Origin of the sequence: Kitasatospora fiedleri (assembly GCF_948472415.1) — a bacterium.
Lineage (GTDB): Bacteria > Actinomycetota > Actinomycetes > Streptomycetales > Streptomycetaceae > Kitasatospora > Kitasatospora fiedleri.
On the sequence record NZ_OX419519.1, the window covers coordinates 7,249,868 to 7,265,539 of the forward strand.

The 15,672-nt window shown below is 73.8% G+C and carries 18 protein-coding genes and 2 CRISPR repeat arrays; of the genes, 12 read left to right on the forward strand and 6 right to left on the reverse strand.

Translation table 11 applies throughout. The features are described from left to right. Positions 1-8 precede the first annotated feature (8 nt). From cas6e to cas2e, 3 genes are read left to right on the forward strand one after another with little or no spacing between them, the layout of a single operon-like run. Positions 9-770, forward strand: coding sequence for a type I-E CRISPR-associated protein Cas6/Cse3/CasE (cas6e, locus tag QMQ26_RS32945; protein ID WP_282206664.1), 762 nt, complete (start codon positions 9-11; stop codon positions 768-770). A gap of 3 nt (positions 771-773) precedes the next feature. Further along, positions 774-1,808: a type I-E CRISPR-associated endonuclease Cas1e gene (cas1e, locus tag QMQ26_RS32950; protein ID WP_282203811.1), complete on the forward strand. Its 1,035-nt coding sequence runs from the start codon at positions 774-776 to the stop codon at positions 1,806-1,808. Next, positions 1,805-2,083, forward strand: coding sequence for a type I-E CRISPR-associated endoribonuclease Cas2e (gene cas2e / locus QMQ26_RS32955; RefSeq protein ID WP_282203812.1), 279 nt, complete (start codon positions 1,805-1,807; stop codon positions 2,081-2,083). The genes cas1e and cas2e overlap by 4 nt, the downstream gene beginning before the upstream one ends. 17 nt (positions 2,084-2,100) lie before the next feature. Beyond that, positions 2,101-2,741: direct repeats of the CRISPR family, unit length 29 nt; unit sequence CTCGGCCCCGCGCTCGCGGGGGTTGCTCC. Between the two features lie 91 nt (positions 2,742-2,832). Then, positions 2,833-3,349: a CRISPR direct-repeat array (repeat unit 29 nt; unit sequence CTCGGCCCCGCGCTCGCGGGGGTTGCTCC). 344 nt (positions 3,350-3,693) lie between these two features. Here cas2e and QMQ26_RS32960 read toward each other — a convergent pair. The 5 genes from QMQ26_RS32960 to QMQ26_RS32980 form a co-directional block, all read right to left on the reverse strand. Then, complete coding sequence (locus QMQ26_RS32960; RefSeq protein WP_100839135.1) at positions 3,694-3,960, reverse strand: DUF4235 domain-containing protein; 267 nt, start codon at positions 3,958-3,960, stop codon at positions 3,694-3,696. Then, entirely contained in the window at positions 3,957-4,418 is a 462-nt protein-coding gene (locus QMQ26_RS32965; protein ID WP_100839134.1) for a DUF3618 domain-containing protein, read from the reverse strand. Before QMQ26_RS32965 ends, QMQ26_RS32960 begins: the two co-directional genes overlap by 4 nt. After that, on the reverse strand, positions 4,415-4,834 hold the full coding sequence (locus tag QMQ26_RS32970; protein ID WP_282203813.1) for a phage holin family protein: 420 nt from the start codon (positions 4,832-4,834) through the stop codon (positions 4,415-4,417). The genes QMQ26_RS32965 and QMQ26_RS32970 overlap by 4 nt, the downstream gene beginning before the upstream one ends. 155 nt (positions 4,835-4,989) lie before the next feature. Next, on the reverse strand, positions 4,990-5,859 hold the full coding sequence (locus QMQ26_RS32975; protein WP_282203814.1) for an Lrp/AsnC family transcriptional regulator: 870 nt from the start codon (positions 5,857-5,859) through the stop codon (positions 4,990-4,992). Positions 5,860-5,882: 23 nt separating this feature from the next. Next, complete coding sequence (locus QMQ26_RS32980; RefSeq protein ID WP_282203815.1) at positions 5,883-6,032, reverse strand: hypothetical protein; 150 nt, start codon at positions 6,030-6,032, stop codon at positions 5,883-5,885. A gap of 103 nt (positions 6,033-6,135) precedes the next feature. Here QMQ26_RS32980 and QMQ26_RS32985 point away from each other — a divergent pair, with 103 nt between their 5' ends. From QMQ26_RS32985 to QMQ26_RS32995, 3 genes are all read left to right on the forward strand, one after another. Further along, a complete protein-coding gene (locus tag QMQ26_RS32985) occupies positions 6,136-7,098 on the forward strand; it encodes an alpha/beta hydrolase (protein ID WP_282203816.1) in 963 nt (320 codons plus the stop codon). Between the two features lie 77 nt (positions 7,099-7,175). Next, positions 7,176-7,724 (forward strand): hypothetical protein, encoded by a 549-nt coding sequence (locus QMQ26_RS32990; RefSeq protein ID WP_282203817.1) that lies wholly within the window; start codon positions 7,176-7,178, stop codon positions 7,722-7,724. A gap of 104 nt (positions 7,725-7,828) precedes the next feature. Beyond that, a complete protein-coding gene (locus QMQ26_RS32995; protein ID WP_282203818.1) occupies positions 7,829-8,485 on the forward strand; it encodes a hypothetical protein in 657 nt (218 codons plus the stop codon). A 206-nt stretch (positions 8,486-8,691) separates the two neighbouring features. Here the strand turns inward: QMQ26_RS32995 and QMQ26_RS33000 are convergent, their stop codons facing one another. Beyond that, on the reverse strand, positions 8,692-10,596 hold the full coding sequence (locus tag QMQ26_RS33000; RefSeq protein WP_282203819.1) for an alkyl/aryl-sulfatase: 1,905 nt from the start codon (positions 10,594-10,596) through the stop codon (positions 8,692-8,694). A 243-nt stretch (positions 10,597-10,839) separates the two neighbouring features. On the opposite strand from QMQ26_RS33000, the gene QMQ26_RS33005 reads away from it, so the two are divergent. The 6 genes from QMQ26_RS33005 to QMQ26_RS33030 all read left to right on the forward strand — a co-directional run bounded on the left by QMQ26_RS33005 (position 10,840) and on the right by QMQ26_RS33030 (position 15,672). Next, a complete protein-coding gene (locus QMQ26_RS33005) occupies positions 10,840-11,820 on the forward strand; it encodes an NADPH:quinone reductase (RefSeq protein WP_282203820.1) in 981 nt (326 codons plus the stop codon). A 279-nt stretch (positions 11,821-12,099) separates the two neighbouring features. Next, positions 12,100-12,870, forward strand: a complete 771-nt coding sequence (locus QMQ26_RS33010) for a polysaccharide deacetylase family protein (RefSeq protein WP_282203821.1) — start codon at positions 12,100-12,102, stop codon at positions 12,868-12,870. A 91-nt stretch (positions 12,871-12,961) separates the two neighbouring features. Beyond that, a complete protein-coding gene (locus tag QMQ26_RS33015; RefSeq protein WP_100839128.1) occupies positions 12,962-13,132 on the forward strand; it encodes a hydrophobic protein in 171 nt (56 codons plus the stop codon). 259 nt (positions 13,133-13,391) lie between these two features. Then, a complete protein-coding gene (locus QMQ26_RS33020) occupies positions 13,392-13,823 on the forward strand; it encodes an ATP-binding protein (protein WP_282203822.1) in 432 nt (143 codons plus the stop codon). A gap of 629 nt (positions 13,824-14,452) precedes the next feature. Next, positions 14,453-14,821, forward strand: coding sequence for a DUF4232 domain-containing protein (locus tag QMQ26_RS33025; RefSeq protein ID WP_282206665.1), 369 nt, complete (start codon positions 14,453-14,455; stop codon positions 14,819-14,821). Between the two features lie 125 nt (positions 14,822-14,946). After that, on the forward strand, positions 14,947-15,672 hold the full coding sequence (locus tag QMQ26_RS33030; RefSeq protein WP_282203823.1) for an aspartate/glutamate racemase family protein: 726 nt from the start codon (positions 14,947-14,949) through the stop codon (positions 15,670-15,672).

Consider the following 15,672-nt stretch of genomic DNA (forward strand, 5'->3'; position numbering starts at 1 on the left):
CCCGACCCATGACCTACCTCTCCCGCGTCCGCATCAACCCCCTGCGCGCGGCCAGCCGCACCCTGCTCGCCAACCCGCGCGCCCTGCACGGCGCCGTCCAGGCCGGAGTCCCCGACCAGGCACCCGGCGACCGCGTCCTCTGGCGCCTCGACACCGACCACCCGCGACGGCCTCACCTCCTGGTCCTCACCCCCGGCAAACCCGACTGGACGCACCTCGTCGAACAGGCCGGATGGCCCGACGCAGACGGCGAGCACTACGCGGTCCGCGACTACAGCCCCCTGCTCGCCCAACTCGCCCTCGGCCGCGAGTACGCCTTCCGGCTCACCGCCAGCCCCGTGCAGAACACCTCCAACCCGACTGGCAGTAGCACCCACCGCACCAAGACCGCCGACGAACTCCGCCACCGCTCCTACCGCGTCCCCCACCGCACCGCCGGACACCAGCTCGCCTGGTTCCTCGACCGCACCACCCGCTGGGGCTTCACCGTCCCCGAAGCCCGCACCGACACCCCCGCCCCCGGGCTGGACGCCCCGGACGGCGACGGGCCGTCGGCCCGCGAGGTCCGGATCACCGACCGCGACCGGCGCACCTTCGCCAAACCCGGCACCCGCACCCCCGTCACCCTCACCACCGCCACCTTCGAAGGACACCTGCGGATCAGCGACCCCGCCCTCTTGCGGACCGCCCTCCTCGAGGGCATCGGCCCCTCCAAGGCGTACGGCTGCGGGCTGCTCACCCTCGCCCCGCTCCCCGGCGGAGCCCGCTGACCGATGGCCGACATCTGGTGGAAAGCCCATCCCCACGACCTGCACCGCCTCTCCGACCGCATCTCCAGCGTCTACGTCGAGCGCAGCCACATCGACCGCGACGAGAACGCCGTCGTGGTCATCAACAAGCGCGAGACAGTCCGCGTCCCCGCTGCCATGGTCGCCGTCATGCTCCTCGGCCCCGGCACCCGGATCACCCACGGCGCGGTCAACCTCCTCGCCGACTCCGGAACCACCGTGTGCTGGGTCGGCGAGCAAGGTGTCCGCATGTACGCGGCCGGACTCGGGCCGAGCCGCGGCGCCGGGCTCTTGAACCGGCAGGCGTGGCTGGTCAGCCGGACCAAGGAACGGCTCGCCGTCGCCCGCGCGATGTACCGCATGCGCTTCCCCGGCGAAGACGTGGACGCCGCGACGATGCAGCAACTGCGCGGCCGCGAAGGCGCCCGGATCCGCAAGCTCTACCAGGCGCACTCGCGCCGCACCGGTGTCCCCTGGAACGGACGCGTCTACCAGCCAGGAGACGCACACGCCGCCGGCGACGACCTCAACCGCCTCCTCTCCGCCGCCAACGCCGCGCTCTACGGCATCTGCCACGCCGTCATCACCGGCCTCGGCGCCAGCCCCGGCCTCGGCTTCGTCCACACCGGCCTGGCCACGTCCTTCGTCCTCGACATCGCCGACCTCTACAAAGCCGAATACACCATCCCCCTCGCCTTCGACCTCACCGCCCGCGGCCACACCGAAGAACGCGACGCCCGCCTCGGCCTGCGCGACCGCATCGCGGAGGACCGCCTCCTCGGCCGGATCGTCCGCGACGTCAAAGCCCTCCTCACCCCGGACGGCCTCGACCTGGAGGACCAGGACGTCAACCAGTTGTGGGACGAGAAGGTCGGCGCGGTCCAAGGCGGCGTCAACTGGTCCTCGGCTGAAGGCGGTTCCGCTCTCCATGCCATCGATCCGGGCCTGGGCGACGAGGACGAACACCTGGCGATCGTCGGCCCCGAGTTCGACAACGAGCCGAAGCAGGACCCCCGATGACCGTCATCGTCCTGATCGCCGCCCCCGAGGGCCTACGCGGCCACCTCACCCGCTGGATGGTCGAAGTCCACGCGGGCGTCTTCGTCGGCAACCCCAGCCGACGCATCCGCGACCGCCTCTGGGAACTCCTCGCCACCCGCATCGGCACCGGCCAAGCCATCCTCGTCGAACCCGCCTCCAACGAACAAGGCTGGACCATCCGTACTGCCGGCACAGACCGCTGGAAGCCCGTCGACTTCGACGGACTGATTCTCTCCGCCCGCCGGACCCGATAACATCGCAGGTCACGAAGCTCGGCCCCGCGCTCGCGGGGGTTGCTCCCACCACACCGGCGGGTTCACCCACCGCTCCATCTCGGCCCCGCGCTCGCGGGGGTTGCTCCACCGGGCTGTAGAACCAGGCGCGGACCGCCGCCTCGGCCCCGCGCTCGCGGGGGTTGCTCCTGGCGGCTGACGCCCGCCGCCGGTGCCACGGTGCTCGGCCCCGCGCTCGCGGGGGTTGCTCCGGGGCCGGAGGCGAGATCCTCGGCCACCGCGACTCGGCCCCGCGCTCGCGGGGGTTGCTCCCGGGACCCCCGCGGCCGCTACGTCAGCGTCGCCTCGGCCCCGCGCTCGCGGGGGTTGCTCCTCGGGCTTCGAGCCGGACGCCTCGTCTACGCGCTCGGCCCCGCGCTCGCGGGGGTTGCTCCGACCCTTTGGTCGGACACCATCAAGCCCAAGCCTCGGCCCCGCGCTCGCGGGGGTTGCTCCTGCCGGGTCTCGCGCCCCAGGACGTTGTTGTCCTCGGCCCCGCGCTCGCGGGGGTTGCTCCCCCCGCGAGAAGGCATATGCCATCAAGCGGTGCTCGGCCCCGCGCTCGCGGGGGTTGCTCCCAGACGGCGGAGAAACTGCACGACGAGAACCCCTCGGCCCCGCGCTCGCGGGGGTTGCTCCGGCGCCGCAGACCCGGCGAGCGGGTCAGCTCGCTCGGCCCCGCGCTCGCGGGGTTGCTCGCTTGACAAGGACAACACCGAAGCTCCCGAGCCCTCGGCCCCGCGCTCGCGGGGGTTGCTCGCTTGACAAGGACAACACCGAAGCTCCCGAGCCCTCGGCCCCGCGCTCGCGGGGGTTGCTCCTGCGGCTGCCTGCACACGACCGAGGGCCCGACCTCGGCCCCGCGCTCGCGGGGGTTGCTCCCGGTCGCCGGCCTTCCCCGCCTCATTGGAGATCTCGGCCCCGCGCTCGCGGGGGTTGCCCCATCGTCGACCTGAAGTCCGACCGCGGCGCCCACTCGGCCCCGCGCTCGCGGGGGTTGCTCCGAGGTGCTGAAGTACACCGTGCCGATCATGGTCTCGGCCCCGCGCTCGCGGGGGTTGCTCCTGAGCCAGTGCACGGTCTCGGCCGGGCCCGTCCTCGGCCCCGCGCTCGCAGGGATTGCTCGGCGGCGGCGGCCTGGTCGAAGCCGGGGTGGCCCTCGGCCCCGCGCTCGCGGGGGTTGCTCCTTCATCCTCACCGACGACCGCAGCACCGCACTCTCGGCCCCGCGCTCGCGGGGATTGTTCCTCCTCAGCCCCGTGCCTGCGCGAACGCCATGGTGACGCTGGTCGTACCGGGCACTTGTAGCTGGGGCGGTCCTGTGGCGCGTGCTGGCCCGCTTCCTGGGCGCGGTGTGAGTGTCGCTGCGGTTGCCTGAGCGGTTGGGCGGGCTCCGGTAGAGGTTGGTCGGGGTTGTGTCGGAGCGGTGGCCACGCCGGGCTGGCGTGGAGCTGGCCGTGAGTCGATCGTTTGCGAGTGCGCTCCGACATTGGCGCGTTGACCGGTCGTGGGCGGCAACAGTATGGAGGTGCGGCCGGACGTGCCGAGGCGCCGGCCCTCCCTGGGGTGGGGGGCCGGCGCCTGGGGGTGGGTCAGCCGGGCCAGGTGCCGGTGAGGCGGCGGGTGGCGGTGGCTCCGCTGCGGTCGATGGCGGCTTTGACGAGGGCGAAGATCGCGCCCTGGAGGGTGGCGGCGAGCAGGACCTCGCGCCAGGTGCGGTCCTCGTCGGTGGCGTCCGGGGTGTCGTCGTCGTGGCCGATCAGCTTCCAGGTCTGCTTGAAGGCGACGCCCGCGAGCAGGCCGCCGACCACGCCGAGCGTCAGCCCGACCGGCTTGTACAGGATCTTGACCGCGTTCACTTCTGCTTCCGGCCGCGCAGCAGGAGCAGGGTGACCACCAGGACCGCGCCGCCGACCAGCAGCGGGGTGCGGTTGGCCCGGGCCGCAGCGACGGCGGACGCGGCCTTCTGCCGCAGTTGCTCCGGGGTCTTCTCGGCGGCCAGGTGACCGGCGTGGACCGCGGTGTCGCGGATCTGGGTGGCGGCCTGGTCCGCCTTCTCGAGCACCTGGTCCGGGGTCTTCTCCTTGACCAGGTCGGCGGCCTGCCCCGCCTTCTCCCGGAGCTTGCCGGTCAGTTGCGCGGCCTTCTCGGCGGCCTGCTCCTTGAGTTCGGCGGTCTTCTCCACGACCTGCTCCTTGACGTCCGCCTTGGCCGCCAACGCCTCGACCGTGCGGCCGAGGTCCTCGCGGGTGTGCTCGACCTGCTCGCGGAGCCGGTCGGTCTCCGCCGATCCGTCGCCCTGGGGCTGCTCGTTCATCGGTGTGCCCTCTCCTTGATCTCGGCCACGTCGGCCTTCACGCTGTCGATGGTCTGCTCGGGCGCGGGAGCGCCGGCCCTGGCCACCTGCTTGCGGCCGGCCTGGACCAGGACCGCGGCGACCAGTGCGAGCAGGGCCGCGACGACCAGCGCCGACGCCCACACCGGCAGGGCCAGTGCGAGGGCGGCGATCGCCGCGGCGACCACGGCCTGGGCCGCCAGGACGCCGACCAGTCCGGCCCCGCCGACCAGGCCGCCGCCCAGGCCGTAGCGCTTGCCCTTCTCGGTCAGCTCCGCCCGGGCCAACCGCATCTCCTCCCGGACCAGTTCCGAGAGTTGCTGCGACGCCCGCGTGACGAGGGCGCCCACCGGCTCCTCGCCGCCGTACCGGGTGCCGTCCCCGATGCCGCTGCTCATGGCCTTGCTCCTTCCTGCTGCCGTCCTGCTCCCGTGCGCCCCGGGCCGGGATTCCTCCCGGCCCGCACCCGCCTACCCCTGAACTCGCGGGTCATCCACCGGAGGTGCCGACGTGGTCGGCGGGGTGCGCCCCGGACCGGGGGAGGGGGCGGGGTTCAGCGGCCGGTGGCGGGGGTGACGACGGCTGTTTCGACGTGGGTGATGCCCAGGCCGGTCAGGTCCCGGGAGAGGAAGCCGTAGAGGGACTCCAGGTCGGGGAAGTAGCCGGCCGCGTGCAGGTTGGAGGGGCCGGAGGTGGCGAACGCGCCGTGGACGGCCGGGTGGGCGGCCAGGGCGCGGCCGGTGGCGGCCAGGTGGTCCGGGGCCACCCGGAGGAGGAACTTCGCCTCGATGGGCAGCCCGAGCCGGCGGGGGTCGACCAGCACCTGGGTGACCAGCCGGCCCTCCGCGGCCATCCGGGCCAACCGGCGGCGGACCGTGCTCTCCGGGTGGCCGGTCCGGGCCGCCAGGGCCGTCGCGCTCAGCCGGGCGTCCGGGGCGAGGGCGTCCAGCAGGGCCTGTTCCAGCGGGTCGGCCTCCACACCGTACGGGCCGGGGACGGGCGGTGCCGGGACGGGCGGTGTCGGTGCGGTCGGGGCCGGTGCGGTCGGGGCCGGAGCAGGCGGGATCGGGGCGGCCGGGGCAGATGCGGCCGGGGCCAGGGCCGTGCGTTCGGCCGCCGTCAGCACCTGGTGGCGCCACTCGGAGGTGAGCCGGAAGACGTGCAGGATGGTGGCGCTCTCCACGGACGTCACCGCCTGGGTGGACGGCAGTCGACGGAACACCAGCCGGTCGCGCGAACCGGGTTCGGTCCGGGCGACCGCGAAGATCTCGTCCCCGGCCGTGGTGACGTCGACGAACGGGACGTCCTCGCGCGCCGCCAGCGCGGCCACGATGGCGTCGAGCTTGCCGCGCAGCACCCTGATCCGCAGGAACAGCGCCCCGGCCGAGCCCCCGTGGCGCGGCCGGGCCACCGGGGAGACCACCACCCGCACCGTGCCGTCCGCGGTCAGCGCCCGCAGCCGGCGGCGGACGGTCGCCGCCCCACCCCCAGCACCTCGGCCGCCCGTTCGGCGCCGAGCCGACCGTCCCACTGCAGGGCGGCGACCAGCCGCTGGTCCAGGGGACCCAGAACGGAATGCGCCGATTCACGGACCATGACAGTCAGTTTCGCTCATCGCACCGCCCTGCGGCGACCGTTCCGGCAGCTCCGGGCCGAGGATGGGAAGCACCCCGACCGATCCCCACCGAGGAGGCTTCCCGTGCCCGAGATCCGGCAACGCACCGAAGTACGCTTCGCCAGCGGCACCACCACGTGCGCCGCCTGGCACTACCCGGGGTCCAACGGCGGCTGCGTGGTCATGGCCGGCGGGACCTCGGTGACCAGGGGACCGGCCACCGACCGGTTCGCCGCCCGCTTCCACCGGGCCGGGTTCAGCGTCCTCGCCCTCGACTTCCGGCACTTCGGCGGCAGCGGAGGCACCCCGCGCCAGGTCGTCCGCTTCGACGAGCAGATCGCCGACTACCGCGTCGCCGTCGACTTCGCGGCCGGCCTGCCCGAGGTCGACCCCGACCGGATCGCCGTCTGGGGCTTCTCGCTCGCCGGCGGCCACGTCCTGCGGGTCGCCGCCGACCACCCGCGGCTGGCCGCCGCCATCGCCCAGACCCCGCTCGCCGACGCCCCCGCCATCACCCCGCACGCGCTGCGCTCGATGACCCCCCGTGCGGCGCTGCGCCTGTTCGGCCGGGCCGCCGCCGACCTGCTCGGCGGCCTCGCCGGCCGCCCGCCGCTGCTGGTCCCGACCGCCGGACCGCGCGGCACCGTCGCCTCGCTCACCACCGCCGACGCGACGGACGGCGACCGCGCCCTCGACCCCGACCACCGCCACCCCGACTGGGACCGGACCGTCGCGGCCCGGATCGCCCTCCAGTTCGGCACCTACCGGCCCGGACGCCACGCCGCCCGCATCCGCTGCCCCCTCCTGGTGGTCGTCTGCGACGACGACCGCAGCGCCCTGCCCGGCCCCGCCCTGCGCGCCGCCGCGGCCGCTCCGCACGCCGAGACACTCCGCCTGCCCGGCCGCCACTACGCCCCGTTCCTGGAAGCCCACGAACCGGCCGTCACCGCCCAACTCGCCTTCCTGCGCACGCACTTGCTCGCCGACCGCCCGGACGGAGCCGGGGGCCCGGGTCGGCGCGAACGTGCGCAGCGGGCCGCCGGGTGAGCGGTGCCCGGCCGGTCCTCCCGGGCCTCGGGGCGGCAGCGGATCGGTAGGATCGGGGCCGGGACGAGGGGGCCGAGGTGGGACGGGGCGAGGCGGCGGCCGGGCTGTTCGGGTCGCGGGCCGGATTCGGGTTGGAGTTCCACCTCGGACAGGACTCGGCGCTGCTGTGCGTCGACGTCTTCGTCGGCGGGCTCCGGGTGAACGCGTGGGACAACGCGTTCTACCCGCCGCTGCTGGTCAAGAAGCTCGGGGCGGAACTCGGCCGCTTCCGCACCCCGGCCGCGCCCCCGCCGGGGTTCACCTCGCCGGCCGAGTCCTTCCGCCGGGCCGAGCGGTGCAGGTACGGCGAGGACGCCGGCACCGGGGCCGACGCGGCACTCGCGCGGTGCGCGTTCCTGGAGTGGGGGGAGTGCACCGACGACGTGACGGCCTTCGCCTTCCCCGACGGGGAACGGGTGCACCTCGCCTGCCGGGTGCGGGCGGACGGCGGCGCGGCCTGGGGCACCGGGGCCCGGCGCGGGCCGACGGTGGCGTCGGTGCGCCGCACGGCGCTCGTCGGGACGCTGGAGCGCGCCCTCGCCGTCGCCGAACGGGAGTGGTCCGTCCGCCTCGCTGCCGGCCGGTAGCCCGGGGGGCCGCTCGGCGGGGACGGGCGGCGGGGACGGGCGGTGGGACGGGCGGTGGGGAATCGGTTGGCCGTCGCGCCGGAGCGCGGCCTAGCCTCGTGGTCGTGGGCACCGACGTGTACGGCTGCATCGAGATCCGGGATCCGAACGCCGACGAGGACTGGTTCGAGTGGGAACCGTGGCAGCGCTGCACGGACCTGTGCCCGCTGTACGGGGAGTCCGGCGACTACCCGGCGTTCGCCCTGCTGTTCGGGGTGCGCAACGACCTGGGGTGGGAGCCGCTCGCCGCTCGTCGCGGACTGCCGGAGGACGTCTCGGCGGCGATGCGGGCGGAGTTCGAGGAGGCGCGGCGCCTGGACGCGGCGGTGCACAGCCCGACGTGGGTGAGCTGGGCGGAGCTGGCGCGGGCCGACCTGGCGGCGTCGCCCGCGGGCCTGCGCGGCGTGGTCCTGCTGCGGGAGCCGGCCGGTGAGGGCGGATACGTGCGGGGCGGGTACGTGCAGCGGCGGTACTGGGTCGGTGAGCGGTGGGGCTCGGCGGAGCTGGTGCGGCGGATGGGCCCCGGGGTCGGCGGCCGGAGCCCCGCCGAACTGCCGTTCGGTGAATGGTCGGTGGGCGCCACCCGGGTCGCGTACCGTCCGTTCACCCTCGGGGACGCCGTCGGGCCGGGCACCGGCTGGGAGCACGTGTTCGCCGTCATGGCGGCACTGGCCGGCCGCTTCGGCGACGACGGCGTCCGGCTCGTCGTGTACTTCGACTGACGGTCGAGGGTCGACGGTCGAGGGCCGAGGGTCGAGGTGTGACTGAGCGTTTTAGTTGGCGGGTGAGCCTTGTACCTGGCGGGTTGAGCACCGGCGGTCGAGTTCGGCCTCCAGGTGTCGGGCTGTGACGCAGCGCGCGTCGGGAAAGCTCGTCGTCACCACCTGACCTGCCCTGCCGTGCACGGCCGTGCTGCCGGCGGGGGCGGTCAGGGTGTGACGATGGGGAAGTCGGGGTCGAAGTCGTCCAGGAGTCCGGCGAGGGTGTGCAGGGCGGTGGGGTCACCGTCGAGGGTGATCGCGCCGCTGCGGGCGAGCTGGGGTGCGGTGGCGGGTTGGAGCAGGGCGCCGACCAGGGCAGCCTTGGGGCCGGTGACGGTGAGCTGGGTGCGCTCGGATGCTCCGCGGCGGGCGTTCAGGACGCCGTTGGCGATCCACATCGTCCACGTCTGGTCTGTGTCGGTGAAGTGGAAGTCGATGCGCAGGTCCGCGGTCGCGGCCTGGTCGCCGATCAGGTGGACGGCGGCGTAGTCGAAGAGGATGTCGACGGGCATGGCCAGGATGGTGTCGGGGCTGGCGGTGGCGAAGGTGGCGGCCTGGACGCCCTCGCGCAGTTCCTTGGCGGCGGTCAGGTAGATACCGCGCCACTGCGGTCCTTCGGCCTGGTAGCCCAGTTGCTCGTAGGCGTCTGCCTGCAGCTCGCGGGCGTCCTGGTGGTCGGGCTGGGCGAAGACCAGGGTGTGCAGGATCTGCGCGGCCCAGCGGTAGTCGCCGGCCGCAATCGCCCGCTTGCCCTCGGCCAACACCTGGTCGGCTCCGATGAGGTCCACGAAGCGGCGCGCGGTCTCCACCGGCGGGTGGGGGTGCAGGGAGACGGGGTCGCCGTCCCACATGCCCAGCTCCTTGGTGAACACCGCGCGCACGTCGTGGTGCAGGGTTCCGTGGTAGCCGCGGTTGAACCACTTGCGGCCCAGCGCCTGGGGCAGCTCGATCTCCTCGGCCGCCTCCAGCGGGGTGTAGCCCTTGTTCGCCAGACGCAGGGCCTGGTCGTGGATGTACTTGTAGGTGTCGCGCTGGGACTCCAGGAAGCCGGTGACCTCCTGGTTGCCCCACACGGGCCAGGTGTGCGGGCCGTAGTGGACCTGCGCCTGGTCGCCCCAGCGCTCCAGGGTCTCGTCGAGGTAGCGGGCGAAGTTGCGGGCGTCGCGGGTGCGGGCCCCGCGCAGGGTCTGGATGTTGTGCAGCGAGTGGTTGGCGTTCTCCGCGCAGGTCAGCGCCGCCAGCTGCGGAATCCAGATGTGCATCTCCTCGGGGGCCTCGGTGTCCGGGGCGTAGAGGAACTCGAACTCCAGGCCGCCCAGGTCCCGCTTCGTCCCGGTCTCGGTGATCGGGTCGGTCGGGGAGAGGTAGGAGATGGTGACCCCCGGCAGCGAGGCGATGCCGATGCCGCAGGTCACGCACCCGCCCGGGCCCTGGTCAAGCAGGCTGTTGAAGGCGTAGGAGGCACGGCGGCTCATCGCGTTGCCCGCGATGACGTTCTCGCCGATCGCATGCTTGTCGAAGGACGCGATCGTGCCCGGCGCGATGATCGGGACCTTCCCGGAGGCGACGTCCTCGGCGCTCACCACGCCCTTGACGCCGCCGTAGTGGTCGATGTGGGTGTGGGTGTAGATCACGGCGGCCACCGGCTTGTCGCTGACGTGCTCGCGGATCATGGCCATGGCCTGGGAGGCGGCCTCCACGTTGGCCATGCAGTCCACCACCACCAGGCCGCTCTCGCCCTCGACGACGGTGAGGTTGGCGATGTCGTTGTTGCGCACCTGGTAGAGGCCGTCCACGACCTTGTACAGGCCGCCGCGCCGGATCAGCTGGGACTGGCGCCACAGGCTCGGATGGACGGTGTCGGGTGCCTCGGTGTCGTCGGCGATGTAGTCGAAGCGGGAGGCGTCGAAGATGACCCGCCCGTCGTCGGCGCGCAGCGGGCCCGGCAGCGGTGCGATCAGGCCGCGGTCGGCGTCGGCGAAGTCCTGCCGGTCCTGCATGTCGTAGCCGGCCACCGCCTGCCGGTTCGCGGCGGCGGTGGCGGCGGTGGCGTCCTTCGGGGTGTACGGCACGGCAGGCGGCCTCTCTGTCGCGGGCGTCGCGGCCGTGCGCGCCAAGGCGCCTGCGGCTGCGACCCCCCTCCTCGTCGCTGCCCATACGCTGACCCGCCCGTCGCCGTTCGGCAGCGCGGCGCAGCCGAACGGGTGACCGCGCCCGCCCGCGCCGCGGGGCCGCGACCGGCACCGTGCGCGGCTGCGGGGGCCGCCCTAGGCTCGGAGACGTTGGCGAACCAATATGCACGACGGAGGTCTACGGTGCTCGCTGCCTGGTACGACGAACAAGGTCCCGCCGTCCAGGTGCTGCGCGTGGGCGAGCTGTCCGACCCCCTCCCTGGGCCCGGTGAGGTCCGAGTCAAGATCACCGTATCCGGGGTCAACCCCGGGGACACCAAGAAGCGGCGCGGTTGGCTCGACTCCTCGATGCCCTACCCCCGGGTGATCCCGCACAGCGACGGCGCGGGCGTCGTCGACCAGGTCGGAGACGGCGTCGACAAAGGCAGGCTCGGGCAGCGGGTCTGGGTATTCGGCGCCCAGTCCTACCGGGCCTTCGGCACCGCCGCACAGTTCACCGTTCTCCCCGAGCACCTCGCCGTGCCCCTGCCGGACACGGTGAGCGAGGAACTCGGCGCGAGCATCGGCATCCCCGGGATCACCGCCCACCGGGCCGTGTTCGCCGACGGCCCCGTCACCGACCGCACCGTGCTGGTGCACGGCGGGCTGGGCGGAGTCGGCTCCCTGGCCGCGCAACTCGCCCACTGGGGCGGAGCCACCGTCCTGGGCACCGTCCGCCGCAGCGCGGAACTCGACCAAGTCGACCCTGCCGTGGTCGCCCACGCCGTGGCCCTTGACGAGTACGACCCCGCGGCAGCCATCCGCGCCCACACGCCCCAGGGCGTGGACCGCATCATCGAGGTGTCCCTGTCCGACAACGCCGACCTGGACACCGCCGTCGCCGCCCCCAATGCGGTCATCGCCGCCTACGCCACCCGTGCCGACCGCACCGAGATCCCTTTCTGGCCCCTGCTGTTCAACAACACCACCCTGCGCCTGCTCGGCAGCGACGACTTCCCCGCCGCAGCCAAGCAGCAGGCCGCACGCGACCTGACCACCGCAGCCGCCGACGGAGCCCTCACTTCCGCCGTCGCCGAGCAATTCCCTCTGGCGGACATCGCCAAGGCCCACGACTCGGTCGATGCCGGCAGCCGAGGCCGAATCCTGGTAACCCTCCCGCACTGACCACCCCTGCAGGCTCCCACCGCCGGCACCTGCGTACGCATCGTCGCTACGGCCTTCGTTCGCCAACAACGGTGCTGCTTTGCCAACCAGGCCCGAAGTGCAGGAATCGCCAGAAATCCGTTGGCCAGCGCCGCCAAGCACTACCCTGCGCTCGCCCGCTCAGCTCGCCAACCAAAACACTCAGTCACACGAGGGCCGACGGTCCGGTGCCGGTCCGGTGCCCCGGTTGCGGTGAGCGGCCGTTCAATCGGACGAAGGGACAAATGTAGGGTTTGCGGCATGAAACTGGTCAAGAGGCGGCCCCGGTTCTACGTGCTGCTGGGCGTGGCGGTGCTGGTGGTCGCGGCCCTGGTCACGGTGGCGGTCATCCGCAGCTTCGCCATGGTCACGGTCAGCCCCGGGCAGGCGCGGAAGCAGGCGAAGGGCGCGCCGGTCGCGGGGCAGGTGGACTGCTCGCGGGAGAAGTGCATCGCGCTGACCTTCGACGGCAGCCCCGGGGAGCCCACCGGGAAGGTCATGGACCTGCTGGCGGAGTACCGCGCCCCGGCGACGTTCTTCCTGGAGGGGCGGGACCTGCACAGCCACCCCGACGTGGTGCGGCGCATCGCGGCGGAGGGGCACGCGATCGGCGACCACACCTGGACGCACCCCCGGTTGACCGAGGTCCCCGACGCGCAGGTCCGGGACGAACTCGGCCGCACCGCGGACGCCATCGAGGAACTCACCGGCCGGCGGCCCACCCTGATGCGCCCGCCGGAGGGCCGCACCGACGACCGGGTCTCGGCGATCTCGCGGGAACTCGGCATGGCCCAGGTGCTCTGGACGGTGACCGCGCAGGACTACGCGACCGACGACACCGCGCTGATCACCCGGCGGGTCCTGGACGGCGCCGCCCGCGACGGGATCGTCCTGCTGCACCCGCTGCACGAGGGCACCGTCCCCGCCCTGCCCGCGGTGCTCAAGGCGCTCAGCGACCAGGGCTACACCTTCGTCACCGTCGACCAGTTGCTCGCTCCCGGCACGGCGCAGCCCGGCACCATCTACCGCTGACGGACCGTCGGCCCCGACCCCGTTTTTTCGGATGCATGTTCGCCCCGGCCATGGGCAGACGGCGGTTCGACACCGACTACGGAGGTTGCACGTGGTTCCCCTTCTTCTCGTCCTGCTGCTGGCCCTGATCCTGTTCGGTGCCGGATTCGCACTCAAGGCACTCTGGTGGGTGGCCATCGTCGTCCTGGTGGTCTGGCTGGTCGGCTTCGTCGCCCGCGGCGCCCACCCCTCCGGTGGCCGTCGCCGCTGGTACCGCTGGTAGGCGCTCCGGTCCGGGCACGCCCGGGAACCGACATCGAGCGGGGTCCGCGCGCAGGCGCGGGCCCCGCTCGTCCGTGTCCACCACCCGTTTCGGAGCGACGGGGTGTGCGCCACCGCTCACGGGGCAGACCTCCAGCAGCCGTCGGACGGGCCGGCGCGGAGAACGGCACGGAAACGGCCCGGCCCGGTGCGAAACCGCCCTCCTCGTACCGCGTCCGAGCCGTGCCCGGAACGAGCCCGTCGACGAAGGGATGGAGACCATGGAAGGACACGACCCCGCACTGCGGGCCGTGGGTTGGGCGCGGACACTGCCCGTGTCCAGCGGCGTACGAGCCGGGCGCTCCTGGGCCCGCCGACACCTCGACGAACTCGGCTGGACGGCCCACGCATCCGAGACCGCCGACGCGGTCATCCTCACCATCTCCGAACTCATCACCAACGCCCACCTGCACGCCCGCAGCGACGCCAACCTCGTCCTCACCTGGGACGGCTCCTGCCTGTACGTCAGCGTGCACGACGACTCCCCGCGGATGCCGCGCCCGCGCGAGGCCGGGGCCGACGCCACCTCCGGCCGGGGGATGGCGCTGGTGGACAGCCTCGCCGACGACTGGCAGGCCCGGCCCGACGGGCGGGGGAAGACCGTCATCGCCTCCTTCCACCCGACCAACTGCGCCGAACACCAAGGCGATTGATCCGATGATCCGACGCCGGTCGGCGGGAGGGCAGGGGCGCGGGGAAGGACCGCGGCCGTGGTCAAGGCCGTTCGGGTCACGGGTGTGTCCCGGCGGGCGGCCACGGCGGCGGTGCTGCCCCGGGGCCGGGTGAGACGGCGTCAGGGCTGGTCGGGGGCGGCGGCCGGTGCGCCGGAGCGGGCCCTTCCCGGCCGTACTGTCACAGCACTGTCCTGGGGGCGGACCGGACGCAACGGTTCGGCCGGGCGGGCAGTCCTGCTCTTCGGAAACCCGCTCGCACCGAACGGTCGGCACCGCCGTCCCGTCCTCGAGGAGAACACCATGCGCGCCCGCACGTCCGTCTTCGCCGCCCTGGCCGTCGCCGCCGCCCTCTCGCTCACCGCCTGCCAGGACGACGACGGGACGGACACCGCGCAGGGCGCCCCGACCGGGCCGCGACGCAGACCGCGTCCACCGGGTCCACCGGGTCCGCCGCGTCTCCCGCGGCCTCCACCGGCGGCGGCCAGGCTTCGGGCGGCGCGGGGAAGAGCGGCGCGCCGACCAGCGCCGCACCGGCCGGCTCCGACGCGGCCGGGAAGACGGCCAAGTGCCGGACGGCGGACCTGGCCGTCACCGCCGCCGACCGCACCATCACCGGCGACGCCACCCGCACCGTCGTGGTCGAGCTGAAGAACCGCAGCGGCAAGGACTGCGCGATCTCCGGGTACGCGGGCGTCGACCTCCAGACCTCGGCGGGCCCGCTGTCCGCCGAGCGCTCCGGCGAGCCGGTCGTCGCGGGCGTCCTGAAGAGCGGCAAGTCGACCTACTTCGGCATCGGTTACCCGGCCAACACCTCGGGCGGCTCCGGCATCCGGATCACCGGCCTGGTGGTGACCCCGCCGGACGAGACCCAGTCGGTCACCCTGCCCTGGCCGGGCGCCGCCTCGCTGCCCGTCACGGACGGCAGCGGGACCCCGGTGCAGGTCGGCCCGGTGGGAAGCGCCGGCCAGGGCGAGTGACCCCGGGGGCGGCCCCGAGCGTCAGTCGGACTTGGGATCGGGCCGACGGGACGGGGTGGGGCCGTCGGGCTGTCGGGCTGTCGGGCCCGGGTGGGGCCGCCGGGACGGGATGGCAGACTGGCGCGATGAAGACCATCGGCCTGATCGGCGGCATGAGCTGGGAGTCCACCGCCCAGTACTACCGGCTGCTCAACGAGTTGACGCGCGAGCGGCTCGGCGGGCTGCACTCGGCGAAGTGCGTGCTGTACTCGGTGGACTTCGCCGAGATCGAGGAGCTGCAGACGGCGGGCCGCTGGACCGAGGCCGGGGAGGTGCTGGCCCGGGCGGCGGAGTCGCTGGCGGCGGCCGGGGCCGACCTGCTGCTGATCTGCACCAACACCATGCACAAGGTCGCCGATCAGGTGGCCGCCGCGGTCGACGTACCGCTGCTGCACCTCGCCGACACCACCGCCGGGGCGGTCCGGGCGGCCGGGCTGGACCGGGTCGGGCTGCTCGGCACCGCGTTCACCATGGAGCAGGACTTCTATCGCGGCCGGCTGGCCGGGCACGGACTCGAGGTGCTGGTCCCGGACGCGCCGGGCCGGGCCGTCGTGCACCGGGTGATCTACGAGGAGCTGTGCCTGGGCGTCGTCCGGGAGGAGTCCCGGGCCGCCTACCGGGAGGTGATCGCCGAGTTGGTCGCCCGGGGCGCGCAGGGCGTCGTCCTGGGCTGCACCGAGATCGAGCTGCTGGTCGGGGCGGCCGACAGCCCGGTGCCGCTCTTCCCGACCACCGCCCTGCACGCCCGGGCCGCGGTCGACGCCGCCCTCGGCCCGGACGCGCCGTCCGGGCCGCCGCCGCGCACCCCCTGA

Coding starts and splice junctions, on each gene's coding strand:
- cas6e (WP_282206664.1), top strand. CDS start 9: ATGACCTACCTCTCCCGCGTCCGCATCAACCCCCTGCGCGCGGCCAGC.
- QMQ26_RS32970 (WP_282203813.1), bottom strand. CDS start 4,834: ATGAGCAGCGGCATCGGGGACGGCACCCGGTACGGCGGCGAGGAGCCG.
- cas1e (WP_282203811.1), top strand. CDS start 774: ATGGCCGACATCTGGTGGAAAGCCCATCCCCACGACCTGCACCGCCTC.
- QMQ26_RS33030 (WP_282203823.1), top strand. CDS start 14,947: ATGAAGACCATCGGCCTGATCGGCGGCATGAGCTGGGAGTCCACCGCC.
- cas2e (WP_282203812.1), top strand. CDS start 1,805: ATGACCGTCATCGTCCTGATCGCCGCCCCCGAGGGCCTACGCGGCCAC.
- QMQ26_RS33010 (WP_282203821.1), top strand. CDS start 12,100: ATGAAACTGGTCAAGAGGCGGCCCCGGTTCTACGTGCTGCTGGGCGTG.
- QMQ26_RS32965 (WP_100839134.1), bottom strand. CDS start 4,418: ATGAACGAGCAGCCCCAGGGCGACGGATCGGCGGAGACCGACCGGCTC.
- QMQ26_RS33020 (WP_282203822.1), top strand. CDS start 13,392: ATGGAAGGACACGACCCCGCACTGCGGGCCGTGGGTTGGGCGCGGACA.
- QMQ26_RS32980 (WP_282203815.1), bottom strand. CDS start 6,032: ATGGTCCGTGAATCGGCGCATTCCGTTCTGGGTCCCCTGGACCAGCGG.